13 protein-coding genes are annotated in these 18,934 nt (G+C 65.5%); 3 read left to right on the top strand and 10 right to left on the bottom strand.

Features of this window, described 5'->3' with window-relative positions; translation table 11 throughout:
* The first annotated feature begins 81 nt into the window (after nt 1-81).
* Entirely contained in the window at nt 82-1,032 is a 951-nt protein-coding gene (gene gshB / locus Lysil_RS08445) for a glutathione synthase (protein WP_103075982.1), read from the top strand.
* Nucleotides 1,029-1,937: an energy transducer TonB gene (locus tag Lysil_RS08440; RefSeq protein ID WP_425477157.1), complete on the top strand. Its 909-nt coding sequence runs from the start codon at nt 1,029-1,031 to the stop codon at nt 1,935-1,937. The genes gshB and Lysil_RS08440 overlap by 4 nt, the downstream gene beginning before the upstream one ends.
* Nucleotides 1,938-1,949: 12 nt before the next feature.
* Here Lysil_RS08440 and lepB read toward each other — a convergent pair whose 3' ends face one another.
* The 10 genes from lepB to hrpA all read right to left on the bottom strand — a co-directional run bounded on the left by lepB (nt 1,950) and on the right by hrpA (nt 17,825).
* Nucleotides 1,950-2,573, bottom strand: coding sequence for a signal peptidase I (gene lepB / locus Lysil_RS08435; RefSeq protein WP_103075980.1), 624 nt, complete (start codon nt 2,571-2,573; stop codon nt 1,950-1,952).
* Nucleotides 2,574-2,670: 97 nt separating this feature from the next.
* Complete coding sequence (locus tag Lysil_RS08430; RefSeq protein ID WP_103075184.1) at nt 2,671-3,792, bottom strand: hypothetical protein; 1,122 nt, start codon at nt 3,790-3,792, stop codon at nt 2,671-2,673.
* Nucleotides 3,793-3,821: 29 nt separating this feature from the next.
* Nucleotides 3,822-4,532, bottom strand: a complete 711-nt coding sequence (gene tsaB, locus Lysil_RS08425; RefSeq protein WP_103075183.1) for a tRNA (adenosine(37)-N6)-threonylcarbamoyltransferase complex dimerization subunit type 1 TsaB — start codon at nt 4,530-4,532, stop codon at nt 3,822-3,824.
* A gap of 3 nt (nt 4,533-4,535) precedes the next feature.
* Entirely contained in the window at nt 4,536-6,461 is a 1,926-nt protein-coding gene (yoaA, locus tag Lysil_RS08420; RefSeq protein WP_103075979.1) for a DNA repair helicase YoaA, read from the bottom strand.
* A gap of 23 nt (nt 6,462-6,484) precedes the next feature.
* Nucleotides 6,485-8,902, bottom strand: a complete 2,418-nt coding sequence (gene mrcB, locus Lysil_RS08415) for a penicillin-binding protein 1B (RefSeq protein ID WP_103075182.1) — start codon at nt 8,900-8,902, stop codon at nt 6,485-6,487.
* Nucleotides 8,903-8,965: 63 nt separating this feature from the next.
* Nucleotides 8,966-9,865 (bottom strand): glycosyltransferase family 2 protein, encoded by a 900-nt coding sequence (locus Lysil_RS08410; RefSeq protein WP_103075181.1) that lies wholly within the window; start codon nt 9,863-9,865, stop codon nt 8,966-8,968.
* Nucleotides 9,865-10,839 carry a glycosyltransferase family 2 protein gene (locus Lysil_RS08405; RefSeq protein ID WP_103075978.1) on the bottom strand — a complete coding sequence of 325 codons (975 nt, stop codon included), beginning with the start codon at nt 10,837-10,839 and terminating at the stop codon, nt 9,865-9,867. Before Lysil_RS08405 ends, Lysil_RS08410 begins: the two co-directional genes overlap by 1 nt.
* The gene (locus Lysil_RS08400) at nt 10,836-11,678 is read right to left on the bottom strand and encodes an NAD-dependent epimerase/dehydratase family protein (protein WP_103075180.1); all 843 of its coding nucleotides are present in this window, start codon (nt 11,676-11,678) and stop codon (nt 10,836-10,838) included. Before Lysil_RS08400 ends, Lysil_RS08405 begins: the two co-directional genes overlap by 4 nt.
* Nucleotides 11,679-11,740: 62 nt before the next feature.
* Nucleotides 11,741-13,834, bottom strand: a complete 2,094-nt coding sequence (locus Lysil_RS08395) for a RelA/SpoT family protein (RefSeq protein WP_103075179.1) — start codon at nt 13,832-13,834, stop codon at nt 11,741-11,743.
* A gap of 22 nt (nt 13,835-13,856) precedes the next feature.
* Complete coding sequence (hrpA, locus tag Lysil_RS08390) at nt 13,857-17,825, bottom strand: ATP-dependent RNA helicase HrpA (protein WP_425477171.1); 3,969 nt, start codon at nt 17,823-17,825, stop codon at nt 13,857-13,859.
* A 126-nt stretch (nt 17,826-17,951) separates the two neighbouring features.
* Between hrpA and Lysil_RS08385 the strand changes: the two genes are divergently transcribed.
* The gene (locus Lysil_RS08385; RefSeq protein WP_425477156.1) at nt 17,952-18,773 is read left to right on the top strand and encodes a glutaminyl-peptide cyclotransferase; all 822 of its coding nucleotides are present in this window, start codon (nt 17,952-17,954) and stop codon (nt 18,771-18,773) included.
* The last annotated feature ends 161 nt before the right edge of the window (nt 18,774-18,934 follow it).

Raw genomic sequence — 18,934 nt, 5'->3', positions numbered from 1 at the left:
ACGATGCAGTTTGCGCGCATTCCGCTAAGCCGTGCGGATCGATATTGCTACCATCCGCACATCGCGAAGGCGGAGAGTGGCATGCAACACGAAGTGGTGGTGGTGATGGATTCGATCGCCGGGATCAAACCGGCCAAGGACTCCACCTTCGCCATGTTGCTGGAAGCGCAGCGGCGCGGATACCCGATCCGCTACGTCCGACCGGGCGGATTGTCGCTGGCCGATGGCGTCGCCGGGGCCGAGGCTGCCTTGCTGCAAGTGCGTGACGACAAGGCCGACTGGTTCACGCTGGGCGAATTCCAGCCGCTGCAGTTTGATGCCCGTCACATCGTGCTGATGCGCAAGGATCCGCCGGTCGACCCCGATTTCGTCCACGACACCCAGATCCTGACGCAGGCACAGCGCCAGGGCGCGCTGGTGGTGAACGATCCGCAGGGCCTGCGCGACATGAACGAGAAACTGGCCGCGCTGTGGTTCCCGCAATGCTGCGCGCCAACGCTGGTGAGTCGCGATGCCAAGGCGCTCAAGGCCTTCGTGCGTGAACAGGGCGAGGCGGTGCTGAAGCCGCTGGACGGCATGGGCGGGCGTTCGATCTTCCGTGCCAGCCGTGGCGACCCGAATCTGAATGTGATGCTGGAAACACTGACCGAAGGCGGCCAGCACCTTGCCCTCGCCCAGCGTTACCTGCCGCAGATCGTCGACGGCGACAAGCGCGTGCTGCTGGTCGATGGCGAGCCGGTCGACTATTGCCTGGCGCGGATCCCGCAGGGCGACGAGTTCCGCGGCAATCTCGCTGCCGGCGGCCGTGGCGAAGGTCGCCCGTTGAGCGAGCGCGACCGCTGGATCGCGGCGCAGGTCGGCCCGGAACTGAAGCGGCGCGGGATGATCTTCGTCGGGCTCGACGTGATCGGCGATTCCCTGACCGAAGTGAACGTGACCAGCCCGACCTGCATCCGCGAGCTGGATGCGCAGTTCGGGATCAATATCGCAGGGATGCTGTTCGACGCCATCGAAACGCGACTGGCGGCGTGAGCGCGACCAGCCCGATCAGCGCGAATGGCGACAGCCCGCCGACGCCGGCGCCGCCGCGCATTGGCGATGGCCAGCGCCTGAGCGCGACCTTCCTGCTGTCGCTGGCGGTGCATGCGGTGTTGCTGCTCGGCGTCGGTTTCGCCATCAGCAAAGCTGCGCCCGTCGTGCCGACGCTGGACGTGATCCTGACCCAGGTACAGACGCCGTTGACGCCGAAGCAGGCGGATTTCCTCGCCCAGGCCGCCAACCAGGGCGGCGGCGAACACGACAAGTCGACCCGTCCCACCGATCCCCAGATCGGCGACACCCCGACGCCGCAGGATGGCGTCGCCGCGCGCGAACTGCAGGCGCAGGCGCCGACACTGCAACCCCCGCCGGAAACCCGCGTCGTCACCACCCATGACAGTCCGCAGGTCGCGGCCACCGCCAGCGACACCTCGCCGCCGGGCGACCGCCCGCTGCCGCCCGGCAGGGAGCGCGTGGACATGGACATGAGCGAGGCACGGCTGGCTGCCGAGATCGACGAACAGACCCGGCAATACGCCAAGCGGCCGAAGCGCAAATACGTTTCCGCGAGCACCCGCGAATATGCCTACGCCACCTATTTGCGGCAATGGGTGGATCGCGTCCAGCGCGTCGGCAACCTCAACTATCCCGAGGAAGCGCGCCGCCGCAAGCTGCAGGGCTCGGTGATGATCGCGATCGACATCCGCCGCGACGGCACCATCGAAAACCTCAGCATCACGCGCTCCAGCGGCAACAAGACGCTCGACGATGCCGCGCTGCGCATCGCCCGACTCGCGGAACCGTATCCGCCGCTACCGAAGACGCAGGACGGTCTCGACGTGCTGCAGGTGACGCGGACGTGGGAGTTCTTGCCGGCTGGCGAGATCGTCGACCGCTGAGAACCTGATTGCTTATAGGCGTTTCCAGACGAACGCTTCGCCACTGCGCCAGAACACTGCGGTCGCGCGTCCGTAGACTTTTTCTTCCGGGACCAATCCGAAAAAGCGCCCATCGAGACTGTTGCCACGATGGTCGCCCATCATCAGCAACCGGCCCTGCGGAATCCGCATCGGCGGGACATCGGGGCCGCCGCCATCATCAAGGTCAAGCGTCACCGTGCGTGCGTCAAAACGTTCCTGCTCGCCACGACCGTCCGCCATCCAATGGTTATTGATGCGCAGGTGGCCGTCGCGCACTTCCACCGTGTCGCCACCAATCGCGACGACGCGCTTGATCAGGCGGACGCCATCGGCGGGTGAATCGAAGATCACCACTTCGCCACGTTGCACCGGTTGCCCGCGGGTGATTCGCCAGGTCGTCAACGGAACCCGCAGGCCATGCGCGCGCATGTCCACCAATACGCGATCGCCGGGTTCCAGCGTCGGCTGCATCGATCCGCTCGGCACCACGTAGTGGTTGGCGAAAGAGGCGCGGAATACCCCGAGCATCAGCAACAGCGCCGCGGTTCGCGCCCATTCGCCGCGCCAGTGCCACCACGGGCGGCGTGGCGATGTCGTGTCCCGAGAGCGATCCATGTCCGGCTCCATCCTGCAATGGAACGCAGCATTGCGCCGACGTGGCGCGATGGCATGTGCCGGAAGTCAGAATGGCGTCAGCGCAGGAGCGATCCGTTCAGTGGATGCGAACCGCACCCGGGTACGCATCGACCAGCTTCCACGGCAGGATCGCCCAGTCGGGGTCGTCGCAGGCACGCGCCACGCGGGCGAAATAGGCGGACAGGTGGATGCCTTTCGGCGTCGCGTACCACTGCGCGAAGTCCCAGACGCCCGGATCGTCGTAGCTGCACTCGTCGTCACCCTTTTTGAATTCGGCCGGATACAACGACTTGAACCGCGCCACCACCCACGGCGCGAAACGCTTGCCGCGATACTCGGCCCACGCCGCGTTCCAGTCATCGCCCTTGCCGGCATGCAACGGCTTGCCTGGGCCCAGCCACAGCACGTCATCGAGGTCCAGTTCGCGGCCGTCGCGCGGATCGATGTTGAGCGGCGAATCGCCGAAATCGGGATGCGCGCCGCCACAATAGAAATTGCTGGACAGGCTGGCGCTGATGATCTTCGGGCTGACGTGGCGCAATGTCGTCGTCGTTTCGAATTCACCGAGGCCATCACGGGCGCCGGACATGCAGTCGTAATAGCTGTCGACCCAACTCCACAGCCGCTTGCGCAGCGTCGCATTGATGCGCTGGAGTTGCGCCGCGGAATAGCCCGAGGTGACTTCGAACAAGTCGATGCTGCTATCGGGTTGATGCAGCCATTGCAGGGTGACGCCATTGATCTGCTGGGTCTTGCCGCGCTGCAATTCCAGTTCCGAGAGGCGCAGCCATGCGTAATCGCCGAGCTGGCCACGCAATGTCGCCAGACTAGGTTCGCGCACAGTCGTCGCGGTTGCTGCAGCAAGGCCATGCAGGCGGATCGGCAGACGCCGTCCCTTCGGGCCGATCCATTCGCCCTCCCAGCGATCATGCGCCGGGGCCTGCATGCGCCAGCTGGCCTGCGCAGCGTCGTCACCACCGAAGCCTTCCTTCAGGACGATGCTGCCACCGATACCGGCGTTGCCTTCCAGGCGAATGTCCATGCGGTGGCGACGGTAGAAGTAGCGGCCGTCGAGGTCGGCACTGCCTTTGGCGGGCGTGTCGATCTCGACCACGATGTCATTCGGGCCCAACGTGCCTTGCCAGACCTTGCCGGCGCCCTTCGCCTGCGCGATTCCGCATGTGAGGAGCGCTGCCATGGCAAGCAATGTCTGGCGCCAGAGAAACATCATCGAGTCGTTTCCTTGCGCACGCGTGCGGCTTGCTGTTCGACCAAAGTGAGCGCAACGTTGTTGCGCAGATAGGCGGGTTCGACCAGATCGGGCGAGACGATCTCGCCACGTGCGAATGCAGTTGCAGCGAGGCGGGAGAGATCGGCGGCGTGCGGCAACGCGGCGGCATCGATCGCGACGAATTGCTGCTTCAACCGCTTCGCCAGTTCGGAATCACCGGCGGAAAACCCGGTACCGATGCCATGCCAGCCATCCCCTTCGACATCGATCGCTGCCGGCGCGACCACCGCTTCCGGCGATGTTTCCTGCGGAATGCCATCGCGGATGCAATAGCTCGCCCAATAGACTTCGTGCATGCGCGCATCGATCGCGGCGAGCACGCGATCGCCATCGCGCGCGTTCGCACCAGCCGCAAGCACCTGCAACGTCGACATCGCGACCAGCGGGCGACCCAGCCCCAGCGCGATGCCCTGCGCGACGGCGATGGCGAGTCGCACGCCGGTGAACGCGCCCGGCCCGCGGCCGACGGCGATCGCATCGAGTTGCGCGCGCGACACGCCCGCTTCGGCGAGCAAGGCATCGCACCACGGCAACACCAGTTCGGCGTGGCGGCGCGGTGCGATCTCGAAGCGTTCGCGCACCTCGCCGTCGCTCCACAACGCGACCGAGCAGGCTTCCGTGGCGGTTTCGATGGCAAGCAGTTTCATTGCTCAAGTATCGGCGAAGAAGGCCCGGATGTCGTCGATGTCGCGGCTGCGCGGGATCGGCGGCAACGAATCGAGGAAAACCTTTCCGTAACTCTTGTTGGTCAGGCGCGGATCGCACAGCACCAGCACGCCGCGATCGCTTTCGCTGCGGATCAAGCGTCCGACGCCCTGCTTCAGGGCGATCACCGCCTGTGGCAACTGCTCGTCGCGGAACGGCACGCCGCCGCTGCGACGGATCGCTTCGAGGCGCGCTTCGAACACCGGATCGTCGGGCGCAGCGAAGGGCAGTTTGTCCATCACCACCACGCTCAACGCGTCGCCAACCACATCGACGCCTTCGCGGAAACTGGCGGTGCCGAGCAGCACGCCATCGCCGGAGGCGCGGAAACGTTCCAGCAACTGTCCGCGCGGCGCCTGTCCCTGCACGAACAGCGGCCACGGTGCATCGCGCAGCAATTCGGCGGCTTCACGCAGCGCGCGATGCGAGGCGAACAGCAGGAAGGCGCGACCCTTCGATGCTTCCAGTACCGGTTTCACCGCATCGATCACTGCGGCTGTGAAGCCGCGATCGGAGGGTTCCGGCAGTCCTTTCGGCAAGTACAGCACCGAGTTGGTCTGCCAGTCGAACGGGCTGGGTTCCAGCACCGTTTCCGGTTCCCACAGGCCGAGGCGCTTGCCGGCGTGGAGGAATTCGCCGCCGACCGCAAGCGTGGCCGAGGTGAACACCCACGCCGCCTTCGACTGTTCGCGATGCTGGCGCAGCGGCCCGGAGACATCGAGCGGCGTGCGCTGGATGCGGAAACCGCGCGGCGTCAATTCGTACCAGCAGACGTCATCGCTGTCGTCGACGTCGACGTCGAGCCAGCGTTCGAGCCGGGTCACGGCATCGCCGGCGCGGGCGTGGCAGGCGTCGAGGCCAGGCGAGGTTTCGCGCACGCCATCGAGTGCGGCACGCAAGGCGGCGAGCGCATCAAGCAGATCGACGAAGCCGTCCTCGACCTCGGCAATCGCCAGCGCACGCTGGCGCGTTCCGCGCACCGGGGCATTGTCGAATGCAGCGCGCAGATCGCGGGCAACGCGCTCCAATCGCTGCGCCGGCGGATCGACCACCGGGATCGCCGCGGCAACATCCTTGGCTTCGGTGATGGCATCGCGGGCGAGTTCGACGATCTGGCGCGCGCCCAGCACTTCGCCGAAGAAGTGCGCGGCGAGTTCCGACAACTGATGCGCCTCGTCGACCACGAACACTTCCGCGCCGGGCAGGATTTCGCCGAAGCCTTCCTGCTTCAAGGCGAGATCGGCCAGCAGCAGATGATGGTTCACCACCACCAGGTCGGCGGATTGCGCGCGCTGGCGCGCCTGCACCACGAAGCAGTCCGACCAGAACGGACATTCGTTGCCGAGGCAGTTGTCGGCGGTACTGGTGACCAGCGGCAGCAGCGGGCTGTCGTCGGCGAGATCGGCCAGCTCGGCCATGTCGCCCATCTTGGTACGCCCCGACCACGCGACGACGCGCTGGAACTGCGCCACCTGTTCGCGCGAGGTGAAACGTGGTTCGCCCTTGGCCTTTTCCAGCCGGTAACGGCAGAGATAGTTGGCGCGGCCTTTCAGCAACGCCGACTTCACACCGATGCCGAGCGCATCGCGCACGCGCGGCAGATCGCGGTGATACAGCTGATCCTGCAGCGCGCGGGTGCCGGTCGAAACGATGGCCTTGCGCTTGGAGATCAGCAGCGGCACCAGATAGGCGTAAGTCTTGCCGGTGCCGGTGCCGGCTTCGGCCAGCAATTCGGAACGCTGTTCGATCGCCTGCGTGATCGCCACCGCCAGGCGTTGCTGCGACGGCCGCGTGGTGAACGCCGGCAACGCCGTCGCCAGCGCGCCGCCTTCACCGAGCGCGTCGTCCACGGCCTGCGCCAACGTGCTCATCTCCATCACGTGCCGTCCATCCACTACTGCTGCACGTCCGGCGGTTGCGACGGCGTGGGGTTTTGATCCGGTGGCTGCGTCGTCGTGCCGTTTTGATCAGGCGCGTTGGAATCGACCGGATTGCCGGACTCATCCAGCGGAGTCGGCGCCGTCGCGGTGCACGGCTGGTACTGCGGCGCGTAACCCTGCACGAACGGCAGGCGTTGCGCCCCCGGACAGCTGGCATCGGTGCTGTTCGCCCCCGAGGTCCACTGCCAATCGAGGCCCTTGTTCTTCACCGTCAACGCCGATGTCGGCAACTTGCGGAACAGGCCCGACCACACCCGCATCGCGCCGGTCGCGCCATAAAGTCCGGTCGGCTGGTTCTGGTCATTGCCGACCCAGATCACTGCGAGATGATCGCCGGTCCATCCCGCGAACCAGCTGTCGCGACTGTCGTTGCTGGTGCCGGTCTTGCCTGCGGGCGTCAATCGTCCGAAACCGTCGGCCATCAACTGGTGGCCGGTGCCCGAACTCACCGCACGCTGCAATGCCACCGTGATCAGGTGCGCCGCCACCGAATCGCCGGACTGCGCCGCCGCTGGCGTCTTGTCGTAACGATTCACCGCCTTGCCCTTGGGATCGAGCACGCCGCGCACTGCGCGCAACGGCTGGATTTCGCCATCGCTGGCGAGGAACTGGTAGGCCTGCGCCATGCCATAGGGACTCTGGTCGGTGGCGCCCAGCAACACCGATGGTTGCGTGCTGACGCTGAGCCCGGCCAGCACCTTGAGCAATTCGCTGACGCGCTCGGCGTGGACCTGCATGCCGAGGCGCACGGTGGCCTGGTTGTACGAATGCGCCAGCGCATCGATCACCCGCACCGTGCCGTGGCTGGTGCCATCGGAATTGTCGGGACTCCAGGTCTTGCCATTGCCCAGCAACACGGTCACCGGCGTGTCTTCCACATACGTGGCGAGCGACCACTGCGTCGGTTGCGCCAGCGCCAGCATGTAGGTGAACGGCTTGACCAGCGAACCGATCGGCCGCTGCGCGTCGAGCGCGCGATTGAAGCCCTGTTCGCGGAAATCGCGGCTGCCGACCACGGCGACGACTTCGCCGGTGTGGACATCCGTGACGACGAGGCCAGCCTGCAGCGGTGGCCGTCCACGCGTGCTGATCTTGGCCAGGCTGGCGGTGACCGACCCTTCGGCATAGGCCTGCGCGGAGGGCGACATCGCCGTCATCACCGACAGGCCCGCGCCCTGCAGCGCATCGGAGGAATAATCGCTGGCGAGTTGGCGCCGCACGAGATCGACATAGGCCGGGAAACGATTCGGCGGACCGTTGCCGGGCGCCGGCGTCACCCCGAGCGGCGCCTTCATCGCGGCGTCGTATTCGGGCTGGGTGAGGATCTTGTTTTCCAGCATCTTGTCGAGCACGAAGCCACGACGCGCCAGCGCGTGGTCGGGATGACGGCGCGGATCGTAGAACGACGGCCCGCGCACGATGGCGATCAGCAGCGCGATCTGCTCGTTGTTGAGCGATTGCACGTCGCGCCCGAACCAGAATTCGGAAGCCGACTCGATGCCGTGGATCGCCTGCGCGCCCTGCTGGCCGAGGTAAACCTGGTTGAGATAGGTCTCGAGGATGGTGCGCTTGTCATAGCGCATCTCGAGGATGATCGCGTACAGGATCTCGTTGAGCTTGCGGCTCGGCGTGACTTCCTTGCCGATCCCGAGCAGGCCGCTGCGCGCGAGCTGCTGGGTGAGCGTGCTGGCGCCCTGTCGGCTTTCGCCACCGGAACGCATCGCCACCCACAGCGCGCGGATCATCCCCAGTGGATCGACACCGTGGTGGCGCGCGAAATTCTTGTCCTCGACCGCCTGCAAGCCGGTCACCAGTTTCTCCGGCACTTCATCGAGGCTGACCAGTCGGCGTTCTTCCTGCGCACGTCCGTACAGGGTGGCGATGCGGGCGGGATCGAGCCGGGTCGCCGCCACTGCCTTGCGGCTCTCGCGATCGCTGACGGCGGTGACGCGGCCGCCATCCAGCGTGGCATCAATGCGATGCGCCGCAATATGGCCACCGATATCGTCGAAACCGCGGCTGGAAACCAGCGCGTGGCTGCCCTTCACCGCATAGGTGCCGGGACGATCGCCGATACCATCGTTGTAATAGGCGGCAGCGTCCAGTTCGGTTTTCAGCGTCGCCATGTCGAGCGCGAGGCCCGGCTGCAACTGCAACGGGCGGGCATACACGCGGGTCGGCAACTGCCAGCGCAACTGATCGAAGTGCAGCGTCACCTGGTGGTTGAGGTAGAGCATGTACGGGATCAGGAAACCGAGGCCGATCCCGACGCATGCCAGGAAGGCCTTGAGCCACCAGCGCGAGCGCGGATGGGAATCGTCCGCGTCGTCGTATTCGAGATCGTCGTCTTCGTCGTTGTCGATGCGTGCCACGCAAGCAACCGCAGGTGGAAAAGCGCAGTCTAGAGCAGAACGGTGCCGTACCGGTGTCGGCGTTCAGCCCACATCGGGGTCGGGGCCTTCCCGGCCCGCCAATCCGTCGCGCAGGCCGCGGCACATGGCCAGCAGGTTGGCGCGGCGCGGCGCCACCACCAGCGAGAATCCGAGGAATTTCAGCAGCGCGCGCGGGATGTCCTGGGCGATCCAGCGCCACGGAGTGTCCCGACGGCGATAGAGGAGGACGCGGTTGCGCATGATGGTGTAGAGGCGCGACGGCCCGTGCACGATCGCCCGCCCACGCGGTCGCCAATGCAGGCGATCGCCGATGCGATGCATCATCCGCGCGTCGGTGACGCCGGCCAATCGATAGCCGCGCGTCTTCGCCCGGAAGCACCACTCCAGGTCGACGTTGTCGATGAACAAGCCGACGTCCATGTCGCCGATGGCATCGATCGCGCGCAACGAGATCAGGCAGCCGGAGGTGATCAGGAAATCGCAGTCGACGATTTCGCCGGGCACTGGTTGCAACTTGTGGTTGAACGGAAAGCCGATGCGTACGAACGGCGCGGCGTGCCCGGTTCGCACATCGACATGGGCGGGGCCGACTGCGGCCAACCGTTCGCCGCCTGCCTGCAACGCTTCGTGCAGATGAATCACCATGTCGTCCGCAGGCAGGCTGTCCTGATCCATCAGCAACACGCAATCGCAACCGGCCGCACGCGCCGCCGCAATACCCTGGTTGAGCGCGGCGGCGACACCTAGGTTGGCGGAATTGGTGATGAGGCTTGCGCCGCGCTCGCTTGCGAGTTCGCGAATCGATTCCACGTTCGCCGATGCGTTGTCGACCAGCCACAAGCGATCGACCTGCGGAACCAGCCCATCGAGCAATGCCTGCAGCGTGGCGCTCTCGGGGCGATACGTCACCACGATGGCGGCGATGGTGGATGGACGCGCCATCAATCCAGGCCCAGCAGATCGGCGAGCGCGGAACGCAGGCCCGAGCCGAAGCGGTGATAGCCGCCACGGCCCACTTCGCGAGTGACGTGCGCAAGACGCGCGAATGGCGTAGATGGCAGGTTGGCGCGGACTTCGGCATGACGCAGACGGTCGGCGATTGAATCGTGGACTGCGCCCGATGGCGCGGCGCACCGTTCCAGTTCGCGCAACCGCAACACTTGTCGTTGCTGGTAGGACTGCCGCGATACACCGATGCCAACCTGCTGCAACGGCGTCTTGGCCGCTGCGCCGATCTGGTTGCCACTGTGCTGGCGATAATCGATCAGCGCGCGTTCCAGCGTATCGACGCGGCCATGCATCGCCGCGACCATCGCCATCCATTCGTCGTGCGCCCAATGCGTGGCGAATGGGCTCGCCAGCGCCACCACTGTGCGACGCAGCGCCATGGTCGCGCCGGTGACGATGTTTCGTCGCAACAACACGTGGAAGGCGTCTCCGCGATGCATCTGCCGCAGTTCGCGTCGCGTCACTTCCAACACGTCGAACAGCGTGCGTCCCATGGGCGTTCCCGCGTCATCCACCAAGCGCGCATCGGAATGCAACACCAGCAATGAAGGATCGGCGACGAACATTTCCATCATCTTGCTGACCTTGTCGGGATGCCAGGCATCGTCCTGATCACAGGTGAACAACACATCGGCGTCGGCGCGTGCCAGCGCCTGCTCGAAATGGCGGACATAGCCCAGCGCCTGCGGATTGCGATGGAGGATGACGTCGGCGCCAGCCGCGCGGCGTTCGTCCGCGAACGCCTGCAACAACGCCCAGCTGCCATCGCTCGAACCGTCATCGGACAGCACGTATTGATCGATGTGCTGCGTCTGCGCGCGCAGGCTATCCAGTTGTTGCGACAGGAAACGTTCGCCGTTCCAGCTGCACAGCACCACCGCGCAACGAAGCGTGTTCGCGGCATTCATGGCGATGCCTCCCATGTCGCCGGCATCGGACGGAACGGGCGCGGGTGGATGCCAAGCAGCTCGGTCGCGACGGTGTTGTCGGCGACGAGATCCTGTTCGAGTCGCGACAAGGCCCCGCGCAGTCGCGGAACGGCACGCGCGGCGATTGGCATCCAGCGCAAAGATACCGGCAGCGCCAGCGAGCGACAGCCAAGGCTCGTGCGCACGCGCTGGAACATGTCTTCCACGCGCAATCGTTCGCCACCGCCAAGCTCGATGACGCGCGACGCCGCCGCATCGCGATGCAATGCCGCGATCGCCGCGTTGGCAACATCCTGCGCATGCACCGGCTGGCGCAGGCCGGTTCCGCGCGGATACGGGAACAGTCGCCAGCGCCGGGCCCGACGCACGATCGGTGTCAGGTTGCGATCGCGCCCGACACCGTAAATCATGGTCGGGCGCAGGATCGTCCAGCGCATGCCCAGTCTTTCGCATTCGCCTTGCAGCATCGCTTCGCCACGCTGCAGGCGTTCGGCCACGGCACGATCTTCGGGAACACTCGCATCGCGCTTGCTGACCGCACTCATCGAACTGGTCGCGACCACGATCCGCGCCGGCGCATCGGCAAGCGTCGCCAGCCATCGCGCCAAATCGTCGAGCGGCCCGAAACTGACGATGCCATCCAGCGTTGGCAGCGCAGGCAGCGCATCGGGCAATCGAGCTACTTTCCAATCCACGCCCGCACCGCCGCCCGCAACCGACCGCCGTGACAACGCGATCACGTCCGCACCTTCGGCCACCAGCAACGGCAGCGCGGCATGCCCGAGCTGGCTGGTGGCGCCGGTCAGGAGGATGCGCATGCGACGGGATCGATGATCGGGTTCACGTGCCCAGTCTAGCGTCCGCGCCTCGGAACGGGCTCTCAACGCGGGCGGCGTGCACTGCGCACACCCCGCAACGCCAGCAGGGCATCGCCGAGTTGCGCCAGCTGATCGACGTCGCGCACGCGCACTTCCAGCCGCGCCTGCACACCCTGTTTCGACGTGCGCATTTCCAGTGCATCCATCGCGCAGCCGGCCTGCGCCACCACGTTGACGATGTCGCGCGCCAGCAAGGGACGATCCTCGCCCTCCACCACCAAGGCCACGCGCTGTGTCTCGGGTCGTCCCCATTCCACGTCGACCACGCGATCGGGCGCGCGTTCGGCCATGCGCAGCAGCGTCGGGCAATCGGCGCGATGCACGCTCACCTGATGTCCGCGGGTGAGATATCCGATCGCCGGTTCGCCGGGCACCGGCTGGCAGCAGCGCGCGATCTGCGAAACGAGATTTTCCAGTCCACCGATGCGCAGGCGATTCGACGGCGCCGGGGGAGATTCGCGGCCACTGCGGATCGTTGTCGGTTCGGGTTCTGGCTCGACGCGCTCGCTGTCGGTGATCGCCCGCAATACCTGCGTCGGGCCGATTTCGCCCAGCGCCACACGCATGTACAACTCGTCGACGCTGGCCTGCTGGAAACGCGCCAGCAGCGGTTCGAGCGGACTGCGCGCACGACCGTAACGCTTGAGCTCGCGTTCCAGCAATTCACGACCGACCTGGATGTTGCGCGCGCGATCGAGCTTGCGGAACCACGCCCGCACCTTGTCGCGCGAACGCGCATTGACGAGATAGCGGTTGCCCGGCAGCAGCCAGTCGCGGCGCGGCGTCGCTTCCTTGCCGGCGATGATCTCGACGCGCTGGCCAGTGGCGAGCGGAGTATCGAGCGGGACGATGCGGCCATCGACACGCGCACCACGGCAACGATGGCCGAGTTCCGTGTGCAGGCGATAGGCGAAATCGAGCGGCGTCGAGCCGGTCGGCAGATCCACCACTTCGCCGCGCGGCGTCAGCGCGTAGATGCGGTCCTCGACCAGTTCGCTGTCGAATTCCTCGGCCAGCGCGACATCGCCACCCTGCGCCTGCACATCCAGCAACTGGCGCATCCACACCACGCGCCGTTCCAGCGCGCTGTCGGATGGCCCACCTTCCTTGTAGCGCCAGTGCGCAGCGACACCGAGTTCGGCACCGCGGTGCATCTCGTGGGTGCGGAACTGGATCTCGAACACCTTGCCGGCGGGACCGACCACCGCCGTATGCAACGAACGGTAATCATTGTTCTTGGGGCGCGCGATGTAATCGTCGAATTCACCCGGCACTGGCGGCCACAACGCGTGCGCGACACCGAGCGCGGTGTAGCAATCGGCGACCGTCTCGACCATCACCCGCAACGCGCGCAGATCGTTCAGTCCTTCGAAGGGCAACGACTTGCGCTCCATCTTCCGCCAGATGCTGTAGATGTGCTTGGGGCGGCCACTGACGGTCGCCTTCAGTCCGTGCGCCTGCAGGGCGATTTCCAGCGCTTTCTTGGCGGTGTTGATGTCGTGTTCGCGTTCGCGACGACGTTCGTCCACCAATCCGGCGACGCGCCGATAGTCATCCGGCGACAGCACGCGGAACGCGAGATCTTCCAGCTCCCATTTCAACTGCCACACGCCGAGGCGGTTGGCCAGCGGCGCATGGATGTCGCGCACGGCGCGCGCCAATGCCGATGTCGCATCGTCGCGGCGATCGGCCAGCGAACGCAATTCGGCCAGCCGTGTCGCCAGCAGGATCGGTACCACGCGCAGGTCGCGCGTCATCGCCAGCAACAATCGTCGCAAGCCTTCGGGATTGCTGCCACCCGCGGACTGGCCATGCAGCGCCAGCACCTGGCGTTCGGCGACCTGCCCTTCGATCAACTCGGCAAGCGCAGCGCGCTCGGACTCCGGAAGCGTCGCGCCACTGGCGGCGATCACCGCAGCGACCGCTGCATCGCCATCGGCACCGAGCGCGGATAACGCATCGAGCGCCTGCGGCAACCACGACGGAATCGCTGGCGCCGTGGCCAGCGCAGCGCGCAACGCATCGGCACGCGCCGGCGGCAGCGCGGCCAGCAGCGCATGGTTGAGCACGGCATCGATGGCGGAGGAAGCGGTCATCGTTCCAACAAGTTAACGCCGATCAACGCGACGTGCGCAAGCCGGCAACGCGCGACGCCAGCTTCTTGGCGGAAACGCCGCCTTTCGCGCCCAATTCCTGCGCGAACACGGCCACGCGCAATTCCTCCAGTTCCCAGCGCAATGCCTGGACTTGCGGATCGGCGGGATCGGCGACGGCCAACGCATCGGCGAACGGCTTGAGTTCGAGCATGCGCGCCTGGTCCTTGGCGGGATCGCGTTGCGCGCGCTCGGCCCGCAGCGACAGCGCCTTGAGCCAGCGCGGGTATTCGGACAGCACCTGCGCCGGCACCTCGCGCAGGAAACCGGGTCGCGCCAGTGCCGCGAGATGCGCACGCATGTCATCGAGGTTGCCGCTGGCCCAGCCCATCAGTTTCGATTCGAGCCTGGCGCGAATGTCCGCGATCAGCGACAGGATGGTTTCCGCCTGCTGCAGGCGGCGCATCGCCTCGGCGAACAAGGTCTTGCCGATGGTGTCGTGGCGCGCGGCGAAGGCATCGGCATCGCGGATGTCCACCAAATCATCGTTCGACAATGCGGCGAACGCACCTTCGACCAGATCCTCGCGCAGGCGATCGCTCTCGGTGATCTTTTCACCACGCTGTGGCGCCGCCGATTCGATCGCGGCATACAGCAGCGCGGTCTTCGCCTGCACCGGCAATTGCCGCCGCGCCTGTTTCAGCTTGTCCGCCAGTGCGATCCGCAACAAGCGGCGCACGCCAGTGGCATGGTGGCGTTCAGCGACATCGCGCTGGGCATGCACGTGCAACGAGACGGTCTCGCCATCGTCATGCAACGCCGGAAACGCGGGGATCCCGCCGTCGCCGCTGATCTGCGCCGGGATGGCGATGTCCGGGAACGTCGTCAGTCCCGAGCGTGCGAGATCCTTGGCGGCGCGTCCGGCGAAGGCGCGTTGCGCGCGAGTGCCGAATTCCGCACGCAACCCGGCGAGATCACGCGAACTGGCGAGCACATGCTTGCCCGACTCATCCTGCAATTGCAGGTTCATCCGCAGGTGCGGCTCGATGCTGGCCTCATCGAAATCGGTCGCCGCGACTTCGACATTCGACAAGCGCTTGAGGAAACGTGCCAGCACCGACACCAGCGCGTCGGTCTCCGGCTCGCGATGCGCTTCGGCGAAGGCCCGCGCGAAATCCGGCGCCGGCACGAAGTTGCGACGCAGGATCTTCGGCAACGACTTGATCAACGCCGCCGCCTTGTCCTGCACGAAACCGGGCGCCAGCCACGACAACTTCGCCTCATCCAGCGCGTTGAGCAGATGCAGCGGCACCACCAGCGTCATGCCGTCATCGGCGGCGCCGGGATCGAAGCGGTAACGCACCGCCAGCCGCACATCGCCCATCGCCAGGTACGGCGGGAAGCGCGCGGCATCGGTTTCATCGGCGACGAGCAAATCGTCGCGCGACCATTCCAGCGCCGCCTGCGCTTCCTTCGACAGTGATTTCCACCACGCATCCAGCGCCTGCGCGTTGTGGACCTGTGGCGGCAGGCGATCGAGATACCAGCGCGCCTGCCAATCTTCATCGACAACCAGCCCGGCGCGACGCTGCTTGGCTTCCTCTTCCTTCGCCAGCTCCAGCGTGCGCAGATTGCGTGCGAGGAAGCCGCTGCGGGTGTTGATCTCACCAGTGACGAGCGCATCGCGCACGAAGATCGCGCGTGATTCTTCCGGATACAGTGCACCGTAGTGCACCGGCTTCTTCGGCGCCAGAACAAGACCGAAGAGACTGATCTGTTCGCTGCCGAGCACGCGACCCTGCGCGCGCGACCAGTGCGGATCGTGATGGCGCCGTGCCAGCAGATGCGGCAGTTCGGCGATCACCCATTCCGGCTCGATCGCCGCATTGGTGATCGCCCAGACTTTTTCGGTATCGAGCAAGGTCGCCGACAGCAGCCACGGCGGCGCGGCTTTTGATGAGGATGTTTTGGCCAGCGCCGAGCCGGGAAACAGCTGGAAGCGACGTCCGCGCGGACCTTCGTAGATGCCGCGCTCGCCGAGATGGCCGATCTGGGTCGGCAAGCCGGCGATGAGGGCACGATGGAGTGAGGCGTATGGGATCTCGCTTGTCGTCGCGAGCACGGCGAGCGACCCGTTTTTGCGCTGATGGCCGTCGGGTGCAGCAGATCCGCGATGCTCGGGACGACGGGCGGTTTCATCCCATCCCATCTCCACGCACTGCAACTTCAATTGCCGATGCAGTTCGCGCCATTCGCGCAGGCGCAGGAACCCGAGGAAATGCTTCTCCGCCCAACGTCGAAGTTGCGACTGGCTCATCTCCTCATGCGCGATGCGATAGGCCTCCCACAGGTTGCAGATGCCGGCGAATTCCGATTTCGGATCGGCGAATTGCGCATGCGCGGTGTCGGCGGCGGCGCGCGCATCGGCCGGACGTTCGCGCGGATCGGCAATACCAAGGAAACTGGCGATCGCCAGCATCTCGTTCAAGCATCCATGCTGGTTTGCGGCGATCAGCATGCGCGACAACTTCACGTCCACCGGCAACCGCGCCATCTGCTTGCCGATGGTGGTCAGTTTGCGATTGGCATCGACCGCGCCGAGTTCGGTCAGCTGCTGCCAGCCATCGGCGATCGCGCGCGGATCCGGCGGTTCGAGGAAGGGGAAGCGCTCGATTTCCCCCAATCCGATGCTCAACATGCGCAGGATCACGCCGGCCAGCGCGGAGCGGCGGATTTCCGGATCGGTGAACTCGGCGCGGGTGACGGAATCGGCTTCCGAATACAGGCGGATGCACACGCCATCGGCGACGCGACCACAACGTCCCGCGCGCTGATTGGCGCTGGCCTGCGAGATCGCTTCGATGTGCAGGCGATCGAGTTTCTGGCGCGGACTGTAGCGCTTGACGCGAGCGAAGCCGGGATCGACCACATAGCGGATACGCGGCACCGTCAGCGAGGTTTCGGCGACATTGGTGGCGAGCACGATGCGCCGCTTCACGCCCGGCTGGAACACCTTGTCCTGATCCTTGGCCGACAGTCGCGCGTACAGCGGCACCACTTCGGTACTGCGGTATTTGCGGCGTTCCAATGCCTGGTGCGCATCGCGGATTTCGCGTTCACCGGGCAGGAAGATCAAGGTATCGCCGAGCGGATTCTCGCGGGTGATCTCGTCGCAGGCAGCAACGATGCCATCCAGCACCGTGCGCTCGCCGCTCTCTTCACCCTCGCCTTCCAATGGACGATGGCGAATCTCCACCGGATACGTGCGCCCTTTCACTTCCACCACCGGCGCACCGCCGAAGTGCTCGGCGAAACGCGCGGTATCGATGGTCGCGGAGGTCACGATCAGTTTCAGGTCCGGCCGCTTCGGCAACAACTGCTTGAGGTAGCCCAGCAGGAAATCGATATTGAGGCTGCGTTCGTGCGCCTCGTCGATGATGATGGTGTCGTAGCGCGACAGCCAGCGATCCGAATGGATTTCCGCCAGCAGGATGCCGTCGGTCATGAACTTGATCGCGGTGGTGTCGCCGACCTGATCGTTGAAGCGCACCTGGTAGCCAACCGCGCCGCCCATCGCCACCTGCAGTTCCTCGGCGACGCGACGCGCCACCGAACGTGCGGCGATGCGTCGCGGCTGGGTGCAACCGATCATCCCCGCCTGCCCGCGCCCGGCCAGCAGGCACAGCTTCGGCAATTGCGTGGTCTTGCCCGATCCCGTTTCACCAGCGAGCACTACCACCTGATGCTTGCGGATCAGCTCGACGATCTCGTCGGCGTGCACGGCGATCGGCAAATCGGAATTGATCGTCGCGATCGGCAGTTGCGCGGCGCGTGCTTCACGCGCGGCGATCGATACCTGCAATTTCGTCGTGAACGCATCGCGCAACGCGGGATCGTCCGGCTTCGCCTGCCACTTCGCCAGTAACCCGAGCAGGCGGCCACGATCGCGGCTCGACGCGCCATCAAGGGCTCGCCGGGCCCGATCCAAATTCAGGTCGGACAGCTCCGTTCGCAATGTGGATTCCGTGATTGGCAACGATCGATTCCGGCAGGCCGTGAAGATACCCAAGCGTTCGGGCGTCTGTATATTGTGAGGCCGCGACGTTGATATCGGGATCGTGTGGTGCGAACTCAAGCTGGATTGCTTCTTGCCGTGTTCGCGATGCCATGCGCGCAGGCCGCGCAAAACGCTATTCCCACGTACGGCTATGAAGTCGTGCATCGCTACCCGCACGACCCTTCGGCCTACACGGAGGGGCTTTTTTATGAAGACGGCTTCCTCTACGAGAGCACCGGCGGCATCGGAAAATCCAGTATCCGCAAGGTGGAACTGGAGACTGGCCGGGTGATCCGGCAGGCCGAAGTTCCACAATCATTTTTTGGCGAGGGAATCGTCTCGTGGGGGCAGGCACTGATCCAGCTGACCTGGCAGGATCATGTCGGGCTCGTTTACGACCTGAACACCTTCACATCGTCCCGGCGCTTTTCCTATCGTGGCGAAGGATGGGCGCTCACCAGGGATTCCCACCATATCTACATGAGCGACGGAACGCCCAACCTGAAGGTGCTGGATCCGAAAACGCTTGCCGTGACATCGATCATTCACGTCACCGGGAATTCCATGCCGGTGACCAACTTGAATGAACTCGAATGGGTCAAGGGCGATATCTACGCAAACATCTGGCTCACCAATCGCATCGCGCGCATCGATCCTGCCAGCGGGCATGTCGTCGGCTGGATTGATCTGGACGGGTTGTTCGACACATCCACCCTCCCCGACCCCGGCAATGATGTCCTCAACGGCATCGCCTACGATGCGAAGCACGACAGACTATTCGTCACCGGCAAATGCTGGCCTTTCGTGTTCGAGATTCGATTGACGCCGCGAACACACGGCCGCGCCAAAGTCCGGCCGCAAACCCCCGCCCGACCAGCCGGTTGACACGGCCCCGCTCCATGCTGTTTCATGTGGCGATGCACCATCTCCCTGCCCCCTGCGCTTTCCCTGCCACGCCGCGCGCGTGGTGGTGGTGCCGTGGCTCGGGAGACTCGCCCGGCGCCTGAGCGCGCCTGCCTGCCGAATCCCCGAGCCCGGTCCGCAAC

The organism is Solilutibacter silvestris, assembly GCF_002895945.1.
Classification (GTDB): domain Bacteria; phylum Pseudomonadota; class Gammaproteobacteria; order Xanthomonadales; family Xanthomonadaceae; genus Solilutibacter; species Solilutibacter silvestris.
Note: the sequence above shows the minus strand (reverse complement) of the source record. Positions and strands in the feature narration are given on the sequence as shown.